This window comes from Dyadobacter sp. HNCC25DJ183, from assembly GCF_056895175.1.
In genome coordinates this window covers 66,916-83,715 of sequence record NZ_JBXHAP010000010.1, presented here as the reverse complement: position 1 = coordinate 83,715, position 16,800 = coordinate 66,916, and the positions used below count along the sequence as shown (strand labels likewise).

At 47.0% G+C, this 16,800-nt stretch carries 15 protein-coding genes; 9 read left to right on the top strand and 6 right to left on the bottom strand.

Features of this window, described 5'->3' with window-relative positions; translation table 11 throughout:
* Positions 1-51: 51 nt before the first annotated feature.
* The 3 genes from purH to AC1XTG_RS23490 all read left to right on the top strand — a co-directional run bounded on the left by purH (position 52) and on the right by AC1XTG_RS23490 (position 4,295).
* The gene (gene purH, locus AC1XTG_RS23500) at positions 52-1,587 is read left to right on the top strand and encodes a bifunctional phosphoribosylaminoimidazolecarboxamide formyltransferase/IMP cyclohydrolase (protein ID WP_484843663.1); all 1,536 of its coding nucleotides are present in this window, start codon (positions 52-54) and stop codon (positions 1,585-1,587) included.
* 59 nt (positions 1,588-1,646) lie between these two features.
* A complete protein-coding gene (locus tag AC1XTG_RS23495) occupies positions 1,647-2,516 on the top strand; it encodes a hypothetical protein (protein WP_484843662.1) in 870 nt (289 codons plus the stop codon).
* A gap of 159 nt (positions 2,517-2,675) precedes the next feature.
* The gene (locus AC1XTG_RS23490) at positions 2,676-4,295 is read left to right on the top strand and encodes a sodium:solute symporter family transporter (protein WP_056291326.1); all 1,620 of its coding nucleotides are present in this window, start codon (positions 2,676-2,678) and stop codon (positions 4,293-4,295) included.
* 64 nt (positions 4,296-4,359) lie between these two features.
* Here the strand turns inward: AC1XTG_RS23490 and AC1XTG_RS23485 are convergent, their stop codons facing one another.
* Positions 4,360-4,806: a peptidylprolyl isomerase gene (locus tag AC1XTG_RS23485; RefSeq protein ID WP_031530590.1), complete on the bottom strand. Its 447-nt coding sequence runs from the start codon at positions 4,804-4,806 to the stop codon at positions 4,360-4,362.
* Positions 4,807-4,933: 127 nt separating this feature from the next.
* Positions 4,934-5,686, bottom strand: coding sequence for a lytic transglycosylase domain-containing protein (locus AC1XTG_RS23480; protein WP_229238829.1), 753 nt, complete (start codon positions 5,684-5,686; stop codon positions 4,934-4,936).
* A gap of 476 nt (positions 5,687-6,162) precedes the next feature.
* Here AC1XTG_RS23480 and AC1XTG_RS23475 point away from each other — a divergent pair, with 476 nt between their 5' ends.
* The 6 genes from AC1XTG_RS23475 (at position 6,163) to AC1XTG_RS23450 (ending at position 10,705) form a co-directional block, all read left to right on the top strand.
* Entirely contained in the window at positions 6,163-7,353 is a 1,191-nt protein-coding gene (locus tag AC1XTG_RS23475) for a molybdopterin molybdotransferase MoeA (RefSeq protein ID WP_484843661.1), read from the top strand.
* A gap of 27 nt (positions 7,354-7,380) precedes the next feature.
* The gene (locus tag AC1XTG_RS23470; RefSeq protein ID WP_056291320.1) at positions 7,381-7,620 is read left to right on the top strand and encodes a MoaD/ThiS family protein; all 240 of its coding nucleotides are present in this window, start codon (positions 7,381-7,383) and stop codon (positions 7,618-7,620) included.
* Between the two features lie 7 nt (positions 7,621-7,627).
* Positions 7,628-8,077 carry a molybdenum cofactor biosynthesis protein MoaE gene (locus AC1XTG_RS23465; protein ID WP_484843660.1) on the top strand — a complete coding sequence of 150 codons (450 nt, stop codon included), beginning with the start codon at positions 7,628-7,630 and terminating at the stop codon, positions 8,075-8,077.
* Between the two features lie 183 nt (positions 8,078-8,260).
* Positions 8,261-9,169: a bifunctional molybdenum cofactor biosynthesis protein MoaC/MoaB gene (gene moaCB, locus AC1XTG_RS23460; protein ID WP_056291316.1), complete on the top strand. Its 909-nt coding sequence runs from the start codon at positions 8,261-8,263 to the stop codon at positions 9,167-9,169.
* A 17-nt stretch (positions 9,170-9,186) separates the two neighbouring features.
* Complete coding sequence (gene moaA, locus AC1XTG_RS23455; RefSeq protein WP_056291706.1) at positions 9,187-10,179, top strand: GTP 3',8-cyclase MoaA; 993 nt, start codon at positions 9,187-9,189, stop codon at positions 10,177-10,179.
* Positions 10,180-10,288: 109 nt separating this feature from the next.
* Positions 10,289-10,705, top strand: a complete 417-nt coding sequence (locus tag AC1XTG_RS23450) for a hypothetical protein (protein ID WP_484843659.1) — start codon at positions 10,289-10,291, stop codon at positions 10,703-10,705.
* Between the two features lie 57 nt (positions 10,706-10,762).
* Here the strand turns inward: AC1XTG_RS23450 and AC1XTG_RS23445 are convergent, their stop codons facing one another.
* Genes AC1XTG_RS23445 through AC1XTG_RS23430 form a run of 4 tightly spaced genes read right to left on the bottom strand, consistent with a single transcriptional unit; the run spans position 10,763 to position 16,800 of the window.
* Entirely contained in the window at positions 10,763-11,953 is a 1,191-nt protein-coding gene (locus tag AC1XTG_RS23445; RefSeq protein ID WP_484843658.1) for a glycosyltransferase family 87 protein, read from the bottom strand.
* Positions 11,954-11,963: 10 nt separating this feature from the next.
* A complete protein-coding gene (locus tag AC1XTG_RS23440) occupies positions 11,964-12,890 on the bottom strand; it encodes an alpha/beta hydrolase (RefSeq protein ID WP_484843657.1) in 927 nt (308 codons plus the stop codon).
* A 45-nt stretch (positions 12,891-12,935) separates the two neighbouring features.
* Positions 12,936-14,240: an exosortase N gene (gene xrtN / locus AC1XTG_RS23435; RefSeq protein ID WP_484843656.1), complete on the bottom strand. Its 1,305-nt coding sequence runs from the start codon at positions 14,238-14,240 to the stop codon at positions 12,936-12,938.
* Positions 14,227-16,800 (bottom strand): XrtN system VIT domain-containing protein, encoded by a 2,574-nt coding sequence (locus tag AC1XTG_RS23430; protein WP_484843655.1) that lies wholly within the window; start codon positions 16,798-16,800, stop codon positions 14,227-14,229. The genes xrtN and AC1XTG_RS23430 overlap by 14 nt, the downstream gene beginning before the upstream one ends.

Sequence of the window (16,800 nt, the reverse complement as noted above, 5' to 3'; positions counted from 1 at the left end):
TATCTTTGCGGTTTATTTTCAGTCAGAGCATCTTACAGTTAACATTTTACAATGTCTAAAAAAATCCAATCCGCACTTATTTCTGTGTATTATAAGGACGGACTTGAACCTTTGGTTCGCCTCTTGCACAGCAATGGTGTAAAATTGTACTCAACCGGAGGCACGCAGACTTTCATTGAAAACCTGAACATTCCCGTGACAGCCGCCGAAGAACTGACAGGTTATCCTTCCATTTTCGGCGGTCGTGTAAAAACTTTACACCCAGCGATTATGGGCGGTATTTTGTACCGTCGCGACGACGAAGGCGATGTAGCTCAGGCGGCTCAGTACAACATTCCTGCCATTGATATGGTGGTGGTAGATTTGTATCCGTTTGAAGAAACAGTTGCTTCCGGTGCAGGAGAAGAGGATATCATTGAGAAAATAGACATTGGCGGTATATCCCTGATCAGGGCAACCGCGAAAAACTTCAAGGATACGTTAATTGTGTCTTCCCGCTCGCAGTATGCAGAAGTAGTAGAGCTTTTGACTGCCAAAGCAGGTACTACCGATCTGGAAGACCGCCGCTATTACGCAGGTCAGGCTTTTGGTGTTTCATCCCATTATGATGGAGCGATCAGCCGGTTCTTTACTGCGGGAAAAGAAAAAACAGACAAAGACCTTTTCGACTTTACGAGCCTGTCTTCACAAACCTTGCGTTACGGTGAAAACCCGCACCAGAATGCAACATATTACGGCGACCTTGAAGGTATTTTCGATAAGCTGCATGGAAAAGAGCTTTCCTATAACAACCTGGTTGACGTAGATGCCTGCGTGAACCTGATCGACGAATTCGAAGGAGCAGCTCCGACTTTCGCGATTATCAAACATACCAACGCATGCGGAATTGCTACTGCACCTACTGCAAAGCAAGCTTATGACAATGCGCTGGCCTGCGACCCTGTGTCTGCATTTGGGGGTGTTGTTATTACGAATGCAAAAGTGGATCTGGCCACTGCCGAAGAGCTGAACAAGCTTTTCATGGAAATCCTGATCGCGCCGGAATACGACGAAGATGCGCTGCAACTTTTGAAGTCAAAGAAAAACAGGATTTTGTTGAAGAGAAATCCCGTTGAGCTGCCCCAGATCATGTTTAAAACTATTCTGAATGGCGTTTTGGTGCAGGACAAGGACCTTTCCACCGAAGTAGCTTCTCAATACACTACTGTTACCGAAAAGGCACCGACTGAGCAGGAACTTACTGCGATGGAGTTTGCGCTGAAAGTATGCAAGCATACCAAGTCCAATACGATTGTTCTGGCAAAAGAAAATCAGTTGCTGGCCAGCGGCACAGGCCAGACTTCACGCGTGGATGCATTGCGTCAGGCGATCGAGAAAGCGAATGCATTTGGATTTGACCTGAACGGCGCAGTGATGGCGTCGGACGCATTCTTCCCATTTGCTGATTGCGTTGAGATCGCGCATAAAGCGGGTATTACTGCAGTAGTACAGCCAGGAGGCTCCATTCGCGACAAAGATTCGGTTGATTATTGCAACGCCAACGGTGTAGCAATGGTAACCACCGGCGTGCGCCACTTTAAACATTAATTGCTTGCTGCAGATTCGTGTCCATTCGCGGATTCGTGGCAATTATTTAAAGCATTTCTTTGAAAGATAACCCGGTACCAGCGCGCGCATTACGAATTATTAAAGCGATAGCCGCGCTGGTATTTATCATTCCGGCAAGTTTATTCTTTCTTTATCCCCAGGTTTTTCATTGTGAACTGATCGCCTTTTCTGGTTTTCGGGAAAGCGGATCAGTTTATTTCAGCCCCGAAATCACACCTGCATCTTACAAAAAGCTCAAGCGGATTGCTAGTCTGGCAGAAATGCGGATTGATTCGTTTTATACCGGCAAAAACTCTTCCCCCAAAATCATCATCTGCAGCAACCCGCAGCAATACCAGCGTTACTGCAGCAGCACAGAAGGCGCAGGATGCAGCGTAGGTACTCCCTGGGGCAACAGCTACGTGGTCCTCAACGAACAAGGCGCAAATCTGGATGTGATCGCCCACGAGATGGGGCACATTGAACTGCTGAAAAGAATCGGTTGGTGGAAAGTTACCTCGGAAATCCCGCAATGGTTTAACGAGGGACTGGCCTTGATGCTCGACAGGAGGTTCGTCAACAACCCCGATCCCGCCGGCCGCTATCTGGAATATATGGACGAGTGGATGTACTACACCGGCGGCGGACAGCAGATCCTGGAACTGGACCAGGTTGCGACTATTAAAGACTTTTTCAATGGCGGACAAAAGCACGTGATGCTTGCCTATATGTCTGCCGGAATGGAAGTATCCTACTGGCTTGCCCTGAGCGGCAGCAAAGGTTTGCAACGCTTTGTTCAGAACCTGAATGCCGGACAGTCTTTTGAGGAGGCTTATGCGGGCGCGGAGCAGGCGCGGCTGAAAGAATATTATAGGAAGTTACCCTCCAATCCGCTGAGATATTCAGATTCGGAGAAAATATCAGAGTAAAGCTTTGTTAAGATACGCTTGTATCTATATTTACAGGCACAATTTCTACAAGCTTAACGGCGATCTTACATAACTTTGGTTTTGTACTATTTTCCGAAAATAATGTACCTTTCGTTTTAAACTGACAAACCTCATCATTCATCTTTTTTACACTTTGCAATGCAGGAATTACAGACCCTAGATTACATCGTTTTCTTCTTTTATTTCATAGTTGTCTCCGGTTACGGTTATTGGATTTATCAGCGGAAAAGGTCAAAAACAGAGTCCACCAAGGATTTCTTTCTGGCCGAAGGGTCACTTACCTGGTGGGCAATCGGTGCGTCGCTGATTGCGTCGAACATTTCAGCCGAACAATTCATCGGAATGTCCGGAAACGGGTTTTCAATGGGGCTCGGGATTTCTACCTACGAATGGATGGCAGCAGCAACTTTGATTATAGTCGCTGTTTTTTTTATGCCCATTTATCTGAAAAACAAGATTTACACGATGCCGCAGTTTCTCAACGAGCGGTACAATCCTACCGTGAGTTTGATCATGGCCGTTTTCTGGCTGGCATTGTATATCCTGGTTAACCTTACTTCCATTCTGTACCTCGGTGCGCTGGCAGTTTCGGGTATTTCGGGTCTGGATTTTCAATTCTGTATGATCGCACTCGCTGTTTTCGCCATCATTATCACAATCGGCGGTATGAAGGTGATTGGTTTTACAGACGTTATCCAGGTTTTCTTCCTGGTAATTGGCGGTTTAGCTACTACTTATCTGGCTGTCAACCTGGTTTCAAGCAATGAAGGAATGGAAGGAATTGCAGCTGGTTTTAAATTAATGCGTGAAAATCATGACGACCATTTCCACATGATCTTCCCAAAAAGCAGTCCTTTTTACATGCAGCTACCCGGCTTGACTGTACTGCTGGGCGGTATGTGGATCGTGAACCTGAACTACTGGGGCTGTAACCAGTACATTACACAGCGTGCATTGGGAGCTGACTTGAAAACAGCGCGGAACGGTATCCTGTTCGCAGCATTTCTGAAATTGTTAATGCCGGTGATCGTTGTTCTGCCTGGTATCGCAGCATATTCACTTTATAGCAGGGGAATGTTTCAGGCCGAAATGTTGGGTGACGACGGTGTGATCAATGCAGATAAAGCCTATCCTGTACTATTGAACTTGTTGCCTGCCGGCTTGAAAGGACTTTCATTTGCGGCACTTACGGCTGCCGTAGTAGCTTCACTGGCTGGAAAAGCAAACAGTATCTCGACGATTTTCACGCTCGATATTTTCAAAAATTACATTGGTAAAAATGCCTCGGAGAAAACGCTGGTTCGCATTGGACGGATCGTCGTGGTAGTAGCAATGCTGCTGGCGATTGTTGTTTCTCCTTACATGGGTATCGATAAGAAAGGCGGTTTTCAGTTTATTCAGGAAATGACGGGGCTGCTTTCGCCGGGTATTTTTGCATCATTTATCATGGGCTTCTTCTGGAAGCGTACCAATTCGGCCGGCGCATTGTTCGCAATCGTAGGCGGGTTCCTGATTGCGCTTGCAATGCACAACAACTATTTCCCATTCGCCGACTGGACGCAGGTTCCGTTCCTGGACCGTATGGGAATCGTGTTCATAATTTGTGTGGTAGTGATGGTAATCCTGGGATTGGTATTACCTAATGAGAAGAAAGGACTGGAAATCGATTCGTCGATGTTCATCCCGCACCGCAGCTTTATCATTGGCGCCGTGATCGTAATCGGAATGATTACTTTCTTGTACGCACATTTCTGGTAAGATCAGCTTAACAACAAAAAAGGCTTGGGTGACCAAGCCTTTTTTGTTGTTAATGCAAACAGGACTAAGCTTCCTGCTCCTCGATAATCGTGATCTTCTGGATCTTGTCGCCCTGGCGGATCAGGTCAACCGTTTCAACACCTTCCACCACTTTGCCGAAGCAAGTATGGTTTCCATCCAAATGCGCAGTATTCTTGCGGCTGTGGCAAATGAAGAACTGAGAGCCTCCTGTATCACGGCCAGCGTGCGCCATTGAAAGTACGCCACGATCGTGGTACTGGTTTCCGCCATTCAGTTCACATTTGATTTTATAGCCAGGACCTCCGCGGCCGGTTCCTGTTGGGTCACCACCCTGGATCATGAAATCCGGGATTACGCGGTGAAAAATCAATCCGTCATAAAAACCTTTTTTCGAAAGGTCAACAAAGTTTTTCACTGTTCCCGGTGCATCCTCATCGTAAAATTCGATCAGCATGGTGCCTTTGTCAGTGACCATTTCAGCTTTTGTCATGTTAAAGAGCGTAATAATTGATAAAAGTCTTTTGCTTTCACGCAGCATTTCGCTGCTGCTATAAAACACAAAGAAAAGGAGAATGAGTCCTTTTCCTTGCATTATTATCAATAAATAAAGTTGCAGCTCAGGAGTCGGCAGCAGCCTTAGCCAACTCTGTTCCGGCCTTTTTCTGTTCCAGTTTAAAGTCTGTCAGGCGGGTGAGCACGTCTCCGCTTCCCCATTCCCGGCTTCTTTCCGGATTGGAAAACCATTCTTTAACAGCCAGTATCTTGTAAATGTACCGGGCGGTTTCAGAGTTTAAGCGTAATTTGAAGAAATCATCTTTATTCTGGGAATCCATTCTGTTCTGGATGTGCGTCGGCCCTGCATTGTATGCAGCTGCTACTAGTGTCCAGGAACCCAGCTGGCGATGCAGCTCGCGCAGATACTTGCCTGCGGCGTGTGTCGATTTAACGAGGTGATTGCGATCGTCTCTGTGTTCATTCACTACCAGTCCAAGGTATTTGGCTGTTGAGGGCATCAACTGCCAGTAGCCTGCCGCGCCCCGGTGGGAAGTAACCTGGTTACTCATGGCGCTCTCTATAAGAGGCAGATATTGAAAATCGGCTGGTACTCCGTACTTTTTAAGAATAGGCTCAATAATGCGCATTCTTTTTTGGGTCTTTGTCATCAGCTTACGAAAGGCGGGATTGTCGTAATTTCTGATCATGTTTTGATATCGCTCGGCGATTCGAAGCTCTGATAATGGGATGGCTTCGCCACAGAAGTCAATAGCAAGAAGATCTGAATCTATAATAGTTGTTTCTTTCAGCTCCTTCTTTTCCACCTCCACCTCACTCACGGGTTCGTTGCCCATTATTGCGATTGAGAAGGCCATAAAGATAAGTTTAATCATGCATTTTCATTTTGGTGAAACATATTACAAGGCCATAAGCCGGGGTGCAAAGATAACGGATTTAGAATAATAAATATTTCGAATTTAAGTAAATGATTGATTTACAACCATTTTGCTCGTTATTAAATAGCATTAAACCAATACTTCTGATTTGGCTTGCTTCTCAGATTCGATTCGAAATTGCTGGGTAACCCGCTTACACTGCAATTTTCGTTGGTAAATGCCGAGGTTCGCAAAACGTAAATTTCTATGCCAGATATAATTTTTGTAAGAAGAAAGAAATTTTTACCAACTTATATTATCTGGTAATCAGTTACTTATATAATATTCCTGTTTTGATGTATTGGTATTTTGCTGTTAAACCAGTTGAGTTTTGGACAATTTGTACACAAACTGTACGGGTTGCAAACGTTTAAAAATTGTAATTTCTATCTTCGCATACCTTCATTTTTAGAGAAATGGTAACAGTCAACGAGGCCAAACAACTCATTATTGCAAACGCGGCATTGTTGCCCGCAGAAACCCGGAAGCTCAGCCGATCGACAGGTTATGTGTTGGCTGAAAACATCATAGCGCCACTTTCACTGCCGTCTTTCCGGCAATCCTCCATGGATGGATACGCCATTCTGCATTCGGATATTACTTCGCCGCAAACGGTTCTCAAAGTGGCAGGCGAGTCTAAAGCAGGGCAGTCGGACCTTGAAAAGCTTCAACTCGGCACAGCGATGCGGATTTTCACAGGTGCGCCAGTGCCCGAAGGCGCGAGCGCGGTTGTAATGCAGGAGCACACAAGACTGGAAAATGGTAATGTGCTGATCGACGAATTTCCAGTTCCGGAAGGAAAGAATGTGCGTAAGATAGGGCAGCAGATTATGGCTGGTTCCGTGGCGTTAACTGCTGATACTTACCTTTCGCCTGGCGCCATTGGTTTTCTGCAAGGACTTGGCATACAAGATGTTGTTGTGTATCCCAAACCGAAAGTGGGATTCCTGATTACGGGAGACGAGCTGTTGCAGCCCGGCAGCAAGATGGAACCCGGAAAAATATTTGAATCAAACTCTGGAATGATCGCGGCGGCTTTGGAACAGGAGGGTCTCGGGGAGGTAGAGATCCGCTACGCCGCCGATACCCTTGAGGCGACCATTGCAGAATTACAGCTGCTTGTGGAAAAAAACGACATAGTGCTGGCATCCGGCGGGATATCTGTCGGTGATTATGACTTTGTCGGAGAAGCGATGGAAGCAGTCGGCGCTGAGACTATCTTCTATAAAGTGCGGCAGAAACCGGGTAAGCCTTTGTTGTTTGGTAAAAAAGATCAAAAGCTGTTTTTCGCCCTGCCGGGAAATCCTGCATCGTCGCTGGTTTGTTACTATGAATATGTATTGCCGGCAATAAGAAGGATGACGGGCCGCACGGATATTTTTTTAAAGGCGTTACAATTACCTGTAAAATATGGATATTCGTTTGATGGCGACCGCGATGAATTCTTAAAAGCTTCCATTGCAGGAGATTATGTAATCGCCCTTGACGGACAGGAATCCTTTTCCATTCGTTCTTTCGCGCTGGCCGACGCAATTATATACCTGCCGGTCAGCCAGAATAAGGTAGCAGCGGGTGATTTGGTGGAAGTTCATTTACTTCCGTTTTGATGTTTTAGCAGAGATTGTGAAAAGAACATGAGTTTACACGTGCTTTATTTCGGAATGCTGGCAGAAGTGACCGGACTGGCAGAGGAGAATTGGTTAAATAACGGACAACTGACGGTCGGAGATTTCCGTGCGCAGGTCATGCAAAAATATCCTGCATTGCAGGGGAAGAAATTCAAGATAGCAGTTAATCAGCGTATCCTGGAAGATCTGGCGGACATCGCGCCCCAGTCCGAAGTTGCGCTTTTACCACCTTTTGCGGGAGGATAACAGGAGTATGGAAAAACAGCATAAGCCCAAGAAAGTATTTGTAGAAGGGCCCATCAGTCCTGAGTTCGTAGCAAAATCCATTGCCAGTCACCAGTCTAAAACAGGTATAGGCGCGCATGCGATTTTCCTCGGACAAATTCGCGCAGATGAGAAAGAGGGTGGCGCAGTGTCGGGCATCGCATATACTGCATACGAGGAAATGGCCGAGCAAACTTTCCATGAAATCCGGGAAGCTGCATTCGCCAGGTTTGAGCTGACCTGTCTGCACATTTACCACAGCCTCGGACTGGTCCCGACCGGACAGATCAGCCTGTTCGTATTCGTTTCCTCTCCCCACCGCCGCGCTGCATTCGAAGCATCGGAATACATCGTAGAAGAAATAAAAACCAAAGTCCCCATTTTCGCCAAAGAACTCATCGGAGATAACGGGGAGTTCGAATGGAAAAGGAATGTTTAGGAAGGGGAGGAAATGGAAAAAGGGGAGGATGGAGGAAAGGTAGGACGGGAATGTCTTGTCACCCTGAGCGCAGTCGAAGGGACATGCACGATTACCCTTTGACCGCCCGGTTCGCTCACACTGACAATACTATTCAATCATTCAATCATTCCCCGTTCCACGGCGGATCATTCAAAATTAACAGTGGTCGATATTACGCATAAGACAAACACCCTCCGCATTGCTAAGGCACAGGCTATTGTGCGGGTGAGCAAGCCTGAAACGATCGAGGCGATTGTAAACCGGACTGTGCCGAAAGGTGACGTTTTTGAAATGGCCAAGGCGGCGGGGTTTCTCGCGGTGAAAAAAACGCCTGACCTGCTGCCCGACTGTCACCCGATACCTATTGAATACACAGCTGTTAATTACAAAATTGACGGACTGGAAATTTCCATTGAGTTGATCGTCAAAACGATATACAAAACCGGTGTCGAGGTAGAAGCAATGCACGGCGCATCTGTCGTGGCGCTCACAATGTATGATATGCTCAAACCAATCGACAAGGGAGTAGAGATCAGCAATATCCGTTTACTTGAAAAGAAAGGCGGGAAAAGTGATCGCAAAGCGGTGCCGGATGCATTGAAAATTGCGGTTATGGTTTGCTCAGATACGATTGCTGCCGGAAATGGAGAGGATAAGTCTGGCAAAAAAATCATGGAAAAGCTCGCTGCATTGAAGCTGGAAACAGCAGATTACGTAGTGGTACCGGATGATAAACTGACCATCCAGCAGCAAATCCTGCAATGGACGAATACAGGTTATCAGCTGATTCTGATCACCGGCGGAACCGGCTTGTCCCGTCGCGATGTTACACCGGAGGCAGTATCCGAGCTGATTGACCGGGAGATACCCGGTATTGCAGAGGCTGCACGCAGCTACGGGCAGGAAAGAGTGGCTACTTCGATGCTTTCAAGGTCGGTTGCCGGGTTTTCCGGAGATAGCCTGGTTGTGACAATGCCGGGTAGCACGGGAGGAGTTACCGAGTATATGGATGCATTATTCCCGCATATTTTACATGTTTTCAGCGTTCTCGAAGGTGCTAAGCATGAATGAGTAATAAAGATGAACTGATGTCAGCACCTATTATAGATACATTCGGGCGTAAACACACTTACCTGCGCATTTCGCTGACTGATAAGTGCAACCTCAGGTGTACCTATTGCATGCCACAGGAGGATATGCAGTTTATGCCTTCCAAGTGGCTGATGCAGGCTGACGAGATCCGCGCCTTGTCGGAGATATTCGTCGAAATGGGGGTTGAGAAAATCCGTCTCACAGGCGGAGAGCCGCTGATTAGGAAAGATGCGCAGCAGATCATCAGTAACCTCGGCCAGCTAAATACTTCCCTTACGCTTACTACCAACGCAGTTTTTGCAGACCAGTTTATTCCCACTTTCAAACAGGCGGGTGTACAGTCGCTCAATGTAAGTCTGGATACTTTGCGGGAAGACAGGTTTAAAAGCATCACAAAGCGCGACCATTTTGCACTGACACTTGCCCATATCCGCTTATTGCTGACCGAGGGTTTTGTAGTCAAGATCAACATGGTTGTGATGCGGGGTATCAATGAGGATGAAGTCAATGATTTTGTCAGACTAACCCTTGACGAGCCTAATCTTCATGTTCGTTTCATTGAGTTTATGCCTTTCAAGGGCAATCAATGGGATATGTCCAAGATCGTATCCTATGCGGATCTGCTTACAATGATTGGCGATGAATTTGATTACCTACCCATTCAGCCGGAAGCCAATGATACGGCCAGAAGGTATCACGTCAATGGCGCCGGCGGTACTTTTGGCATCATCAGCACAGTTACTCACCCATTTTGTGCAGGTTGTAACCGGATCCGTTTAACTGCCGACGGTAAGTTGAAAAACTGTCTTTTTGATACCTCCGAAATGGATTTGCTTACGCCATTGCGCCGCGGTGAAGATGTGCGCGCATTGATCCATCAGCACTTTTATAAAAAGCATTTTGCCCACGGCGGCCACGCCGGCTTTACAGAGCAGCAGGCGAAGACTGACTACGAGCAAAACCGCCAGATGATCGCGATAGGCGGGTGACCATTCAAAACGAATTTTTTCCGTTCAAATAACGGGTGCAACATAGCAGGAAGGTTATTCCTCATTGGTGAAACTTTAAGATTTTACCCACAATAACCTTCATTAAGCTATGAAAAACATCATGAAATCCATTGCTGCGGCTGCATTCAGCCTGCTTCTGCTCAATCAGGACGCGCTTGCGATAGACCCAGTTGAGACAAAATCACAATGCAAGAACAACACCTGTGAGAAGTTCAGGATCGGTATGTACCGGGTAAGGGATACCGAAACGATGAACCTTCTGGTTGAAAAACAGAAAGGGGAGAAGCTTTTTATCCAGGTAATGGATCACCAGGGAAAGGTACTGCACGAAGAAATTGTGGGTAGGTCAGTGATGAAATTTGGTAAAAAACTAAACTTCTCCCAAATGCGTGACGGGAACTACACCCTGGTCGTTTCTGATGAAACCGAGAAAGTTGTCAAAAATATCCTTCTGTCGACCAACGAAGTACGTGAGGTTAACAGGCTGTTAGTAGGCTTGAATTGAGGTTCAGTTAGGTGCGTTGCAGGGTCTGGCCGCAGGATCTCTGTAACGCCCTTTTTTCTATTGAGTATTTTCTGTTGCCTCAAAATGTCGCGGCAGCAGCTTGCCGGCAGTCAGATCGAAAAGTAATTTAGCCCACACCAATATGCAGGGTACTGCCTTCACCACATACGGCTTCATCCATTCATTCCTGATGTATTTTGGGAAAAGATCAGTAGGTGACAGGACCGTAAACACGAGTGCCAGGATCAGCAAAATGTAATTCACCTTATTTGGAAGCTGGCTGTAATACCATAATGCAACACCTGTAATGGCAATGATAAAGGTCGGTGACTCGGCCCTGTGATTGAAAATAACCACCCATATCAGCACAGAAGCGAGCATTAAAATCCGGAAAGTGAAAGTGGAATACGCATTGATCCGCAACAAGGGAATGCAGAAAAGGACCGCACCGGCAACACTTACGTAGGTTTTGTTTAATGTTAAACCAAACCAAGTCCGCAGCCAGCCTATCACCGAAATGCCGTCTGAAATAGAATGGTCATTACTCAGAAGGTTTCCCCAGCTCTTGTACAAGAAAACAAACTGCTCAGTATCAACTGCCACTAACGGGAAGATAGTGAAAAGGACAATCCAGCACGCAGTGGTGTAAGTGAGCTTTAATTTGTCAGGATACAGCAGGTAAAGCGCGAGTCCGACAATTCCGAAAAGTTTGATGTAAACCGTAGATACCAGGCAAAAGGAAGCCAGCCAGTACTTTCTGCGTTCAAGTGCGCCGAATGTGAAAAGCAGCAGCCCCGCGATCAATGCATTACTCTGCTCGTTTTGTACCGCAGTAAGCATTTCAACTGCAACAAAAACAAGGATCAGACCCTTTGTGCGGAGGTCGATCTTTGGTAAATAATACACCGAATACAGCAGTACCACCACATTCAGGATATTCCAAAGCGAGAGGCCCAGTACATCGGGGAGCACAGCGAAAACGCCAAAGAGGAGCGCGAAGGTCGGGCTGTATTTGAATAAATCGCCCTGCTCTTCCACATATTCAATGTAAAGGTCTTTTCCCTCGATGAAATGAAAGAAGGACTGCTTGAATATAATGTAGTTATTGTAGGTAGTGTAGAGCCTGCCGCCTTCTACGAAGCTTTTCATCGGCGACAGGTAAGATTGCAGACTTGCAAAAATGGCTATTCCAAGAAAGAGGAACAGCAGGTATTTTTGATTTACCAGAAAACGGTTCAATGCGGTCATTTGTGTTCAGCTACTTCATATATCCCATTGCTTTAAGCCAGCCTTCCATTGCGGCGGGCCAGTTGGCAAGCGAGCCTTTTCCTTCCGTGCGCATGCCGTAACCGTGGCCGCCTTTTGGATATAAGTGCATTTCTGCGGGTATTTTCTTCTTTTTCAATGCAAGATAATACTCAATGCTGTTTTCAACGGGCACGCCGGTATCGTCCATTGCATGCACAAGAAATGCTGGCGGCGTTTGTTCACTCACCTGCAATTCGTTGCTGTAATATTTGATCAGCTCTTCCGATTTTTCAGGGCCCAGCAGATTGTCGCGAGAGCCGCCGTGCGATATTCCGGGCTGAAAAGAGATGACTGGATATAGCAGAATAGAAAAGTCGGGTTTTGCTGCGGGTGAAGCTTTCGGTCCCATATTGTGGTGGGTTGACAAGGTTGCCGCGAGGTGGCCACCGGCTGAAAAGCCCATTACACCGATCTTACTTTTGTCGATATTCCATTTTCCTGCATTGTCGCGGATTAGCTTCATGGCCTGCATGGCGTCCATCAACGGGACTTCGTGCTGGTGTTCCATTGCCTTTTCATTCGGCAGTCTGTATTTCAGTACAAATGCGGAGATGCCCCGGTCGTTAAACCATTTGGCAAAGTCGCTGCCTTCGTGGGAAGCGGCCAAAATCCCGTAACCGCCGCCCGGACAGATCATCACCGCCGCGCCGGTCGCTTTTTCTTTGGGAGCAATGTAAGCTGTGATCGTAGGAACGGTAACTCCGCTGATCCTGAGAATACCCTGCGCATCTGTCTCGGATTTTTCCTGAATGCTGCTGCTTTTAAAGTTAGGTACCTTGCCTTCCGGCCAAAGGTTAATGGTTTCTGTTTGTGCCATAACAGGGAAAAGAAGTAAGGTAAGGCTCCAGGCTGTAAGAATCCGTGCGATCGTTTTCATGGGTCAGATTTTCATCGAAAAGGCTGCGGTAGGCGTAATATACCCTCAAATGGCCTTCAACCACGTGTGCACTGCCAAATTTAAGTCTTGCTCACTTTCGGCAGTGACGTTAATCAGCTGAAAATTACCTTCGCCCCGCATTGCTTTCCAGCGCCAGTCAAGCTGACTGATGGTAATATGACGGTCGCTGGAAAACCACCAGGCAGTCTGCAGATGGTCACTTCCCTTCCTGAGTGTGCCTACGTAAATTTTCTTGTTCCCAAAGTACTTCTCCCGGATAGCGGTTAGCTCGTAACCCGAGCCGGTCCAGCAAATGGCGGGGTTGTGTTCGGTTGTAAAAAATGCAGCAATGGGTTTAATATAAATAAGTGCCTGCTCGCTCCTGCACTGGATCACCCCATTTTTCATCAAATCCGTTTTGTAAGCTTGCGGAATGGTTACCGTCGCGGCCTTCGCATTTGCAGAAACAGGAGGGTTATGGAACACACAATAAATGCAGCAGACCAGTACAGCAAAATGGACCAGTATAGCCTTGCCGCCAGGTTCCCATTGCGGCTGCTTATCCAGGCAGGTTATTGTGCCGTAATTTGCATGCAGGTACCTGACCAGTAACGAAAGAGGAACCCAGACGTAAACAAGCAAACACATGATGCCCGCCCAATCATGCAGCGGGTTTTCGGGACTGATTTGAAAAGCTACCAGTGTTACAATTCGGATCAGATTACTGAAAATATTGAGCACAAAGGCAGCGATCAGAATCGCTGGTTGCAAAGCGGGCTTTACTGTTTTTTGCGTTCTGCGTTGCTCGTGCGCGATCAGGAAAATGCCGGCAAGAAGTGAAAAGCCGGTCATCTGAAGTCCCATACAAGCCGGGTCAACCGAGAACCCTGCACCATTCATTTCAATAATGTTTCCTGAGACAGTTACCGGAATGTTACCTGCCTGCATCATAGCAGCCGCCCATTCACTCAGTTTCAGGCGGATCGGAAATGTGAAAACTTCGGAAACGTACCTGAAAAGCGGTGAGATAATCACAAGCAAAGCGACTAGCAAGAGGCTGATCTTTCCGTAAAAGTACCGGACTGCAAACAAGGCAGCGGATACCAGCAGCAAATACCGGAAAGTCTGTTCGTTCCGGAAAAAGCAGGCCAGGATCAATGCCGCAACCAATAAACCGAGGAAAATGCCTTTTCCAGGCGACCTTTTTTGTTGTAAAACAAATGGGATCAATCCCGCGCCAATGAGGCTGGTAGCGTCCGCCTGCAAATAGCCGCGCGCAATAAAAGGCGCAAACAACATCACATATGCAGCGAAAAAAAATACGGGCAGGTACTTCTTACCAGCGTGCATAGTTCCTGAATGTGTAATAGGTGGCCAGCAATGCAAACAGGATAATCAGGGCCCACTCGTGTGGCTCCGGTACTGCGCCGGAAGATTTCAGTGCAGCATTGTCCAGGCTTTTTTTGCTTTTCCTGATATCAAAGCGGTCATAGTCCTTTTGACTTTCCAACACAATCAAACTGGATACTGGTGTGACGATATACGCCTGATCTGCTTCTTGTACCAGCGAAGATAACTTCGCTGAATCTTGCTGATATTGACCGTTGAGGTAAGTCCGGCCGATTTGCTGCATGATGTGGTTGTAAGCGTATAACCGAAGCAGGTGATCAGGCGCGGTACCCTGGACCGGTTCGTCGCTTTCCACGATGATCATTCCGGAGTTTCCAATTTTCAATGCAGCCTGGTCAGATTCAGGATCTGTCGGAAACTGCTTCGATGCCAGCATTTTCTCAATTGCCGTCAGGCTCGCTTGCTCATTTCTGATCATCCGCAGCTCCTGCATTGTTTTGAGATAAGGGGAAAGTTCCTGGCCAAGATCAAAGGTGCGGAGCCTTACTGATGGATTATCGCTGGCGATGGATTTTGAAAATCCACTTCCCGCAAGGTCTTTCAGGTTTGGCGAGCTTCCATCGCTTTTGGTGATCAAAAGTGCATTGTGCCGGTCTTCAATAAGGTGAATGGGAAAAAGAGAGTAGTTGAGCGTCGCGCATTTTTCAAAAATTGCATTCTTGTTCCCGGCTGTGAGTGACTCCATTTTTTTGTCAAAAACATATACTGGCTTTCCATTGGTCAGTTCCAGGACTTTGTCAAACTCAGCTGTGGACCAGGCTTTGTTGATATCCAGGTAAAAGGCAGCAGGTGTGAAAGCTTCCGTGGCGGCCTGAATGGGCGCTGCTTTGTACGCTTTTCCATTGAACTGGAACACCGCCTCCGACAAAGCTGGCGCAGCGAACCTGGCTTTCCAGGCGGGCTGATATTTTCCATTAAACACGACGGTCTTACGATCTTTCATCTGTGTCTTGAAAGGTAATTGAATGTTGCCGGGTTCATCGGAGAAGTTCAGCGACAAAAGCTCTGACGCACGCTCGGCAGTTGGACCTTCAAACCAGATATTTTCGTAAATCAATTGATTCGCTTCAAATGCAAGCGGCGATGTTATGCCGATTTTAAACCTCCGGTTTTCAACACTTGTACATGGAAAAACCTTCAATTTTACCGTATTACCTTCCTGCCAATGCACCACAGAAGGATCGCGGGTTTCTATTCCTACAATGGTTTTATAAGCAGATTCGGCTTTTGTTTGTGTAGTTAAGTGACTTTTCTGCTCAATTCCATTGATCCACAACGAAAGCGAGCTCACTACCGAACCTTCCGGCAGGTGAAAGGTGAACAATGCCTCTTCTTGCTGGAATTTGGAGGATGCATTGCTTTGAATGCTGATGGTTTTCTCGGTATAGGCAAGCCTGAACTCGGGATATAGCCTTACATTCGTAAGCACGCTGGCAGTCACCAGATCGCTGCCCGACCATAATCTTTCCTGGGTAAAATGCCTGGTGCCAAATAAAACATCGAGTAAGCTGATCCTTTCTTTCTGTGTAAGGTCAGGTTTAGTTGAAAAAAGCGAGGCGATCAGCACGAGCGGATCATGCTGTGTTAGCTTTTCCAGGTTCAACGTATTCGGGGAAAAACTTAAAAACTCCCCGGGCATCTGGTATACCAAACCGCCCATCATGATCTGTTTAGAAATCAGGTCAGTATCAATAACCTGCCCCAACGAAACCCATTTGGGCAGATCACTATCGTCGCGGATGGAGTTTTCAAGGATCTGGTTCCGGATCTTTTCATTCAGCATATCCCAACGGACACAGTAACCTGTTACAAGAAGCAGCGGAATGATCAGGCCGGCCAAAATCGGCAACCGGTAGCTGTTCCATGCAGCGCGCAGTAACCTGATATGCGAAATCGCAAGCAGGAGCGGGATGAAACTGTGAGCCGATAAACCCAGGAAAAGCAGAAAGATCAGACTGGCCAAATAGATCCGGGTAAGGTAAATGGCATAGTAGCACCATAAAACTGCAGCTACCGCAAGAAGGAAGAACAATGTGCTTCTGAGAAATGAGGGAAGCGCCTTTTCCCAGGCAAAACAAATACCGCTGAAAGCTGAAATGACGATCAATACACTCAGCCAGTCTGCCGAATCATTGAAAACGGGCAAGGCGCGGTTGAATGTAAAACAGCTGACCAGCCACACATAACCCAGCACTAAACGGTGCGGCAGATACTCGGCAGGCTGTTTTTTCCAAATGAACCGTACTTTCCCTTTGGCTAAGAGCATCACCAGGTAAACTACCGAAACCGCAAACGGAAGAATGAATGAGCCCGGCAGCACATCATTGAAAAACACACCTTTTTGTGAGAGGACGAGCGCGGCAGCGTTTAGCGCGAGGCAACCTAACCCGATGAAGTAGTCAAAGTCAGCTGCTGGGGATGCATTCGAGCGCTCTTCATGAGGAACATTGGTTTCGTAAACTTCCGGGATTTCAGGCGCACTGGTAGGTGTAGTTTTCAT

What these genes read in the sequence shown, in the direction of transcription:
- xrtN (WP_484843656.1), bottom strand. Translation starts at nt 14,240, where the DNA reads ATGCACGCTGGTAAGAAGTACCTGCCCGTATTTTTTTTCGCTGCATAT.
- AC1XTG_RS23475 (WP_484843661.1), top strand. Translation starts at nt 6,163, where the DNA reads ATGGTAACAGTCAACGAGGCCAAACAACTCATTATTGCAAACGCGGCA.
- purH (WP_484843663.1), top strand. Translation starts at nt 52, where the DNA reads ATGTCTAAAAAAATCCAATCCGCACTTATTTCTGTGTATTATAAGGAC.
- AC1XTG_RS23440 (WP_484843657.1), bottom strand. Translation starts at nt 12,890, where the DNA reads ATGAAAACGATCGCACGGATTCTTACAGCCTGGAGCCTTACCTTACTT.
- AC1XTG_RS23490 (WP_056291326.1), top strand. Translation starts at nt 2,676, where the DNA reads ATGCAGGAATTACAGACCCTAGATTACATCGTTTTCTTCTTTTATTTC.
- AC1XTG_RS23430 (WP_484843655.1), bottom strand. Translation starts at nt 16,800, where the DNA reads ATGAAAACTACACCTACCAGTGCGCCTGAAATCCCGGAAGTTTACGAA.
- moaA (WP_056291706.1), top strand. Translation starts at nt 9,187, where the DNA reads ATGTCAGCACCTATTATAGATACATTCGGGCGTAAACACACTTACCTG.
- AC1XTG_RS23445 (WP_484843658.1), bottom strand. Translation starts at nt 11,953, where the DNA reads ATGACCGCATTGAACCGTTTTCTGGTAAATCAAAAATACCTGCTGTTC.
- AC1XTG_RS23480 (WP_229238829.1), bottom strand. Translation starts at nt 5,686, where the DNA reads ATGGCCTTCTCAATCGCAATAATGGGCAACGAACCCGTGAGTGAGGTG.
- AC1XTG_RS23470 (WP_056291320.1), top strand. Translation starts at nt 7,381, where the DNA reads ATGAGTTTACACGTGCTTTATTTCGGAATGCTGGCAGAAGTGACCGGA.
- AC1XTG_RS23450 (WP_484843659.1), top strand. Translation starts at nt 10,289, where the DNA reads ATGAAAAACATCATGAAATCCATTGCTGCGGCTGCATTCAGCCTGCTT.
- AC1XTG_RS23465 (WP_484843660.1), top strand. Translation starts at nt 7,628, where the DNA reads ATGGAAAAACAGCATAAGCCCAAGAAAGTATTTGTAGAAGGGCCCATC.
- AC1XTG_RS23485 (WP_031530590.1), bottom strand. Translation starts at nt 4,806, where the DNA reads ATGACAAAAGCTGAAATGGTCACTGACAAAGGCACCATGCTGATCGAA.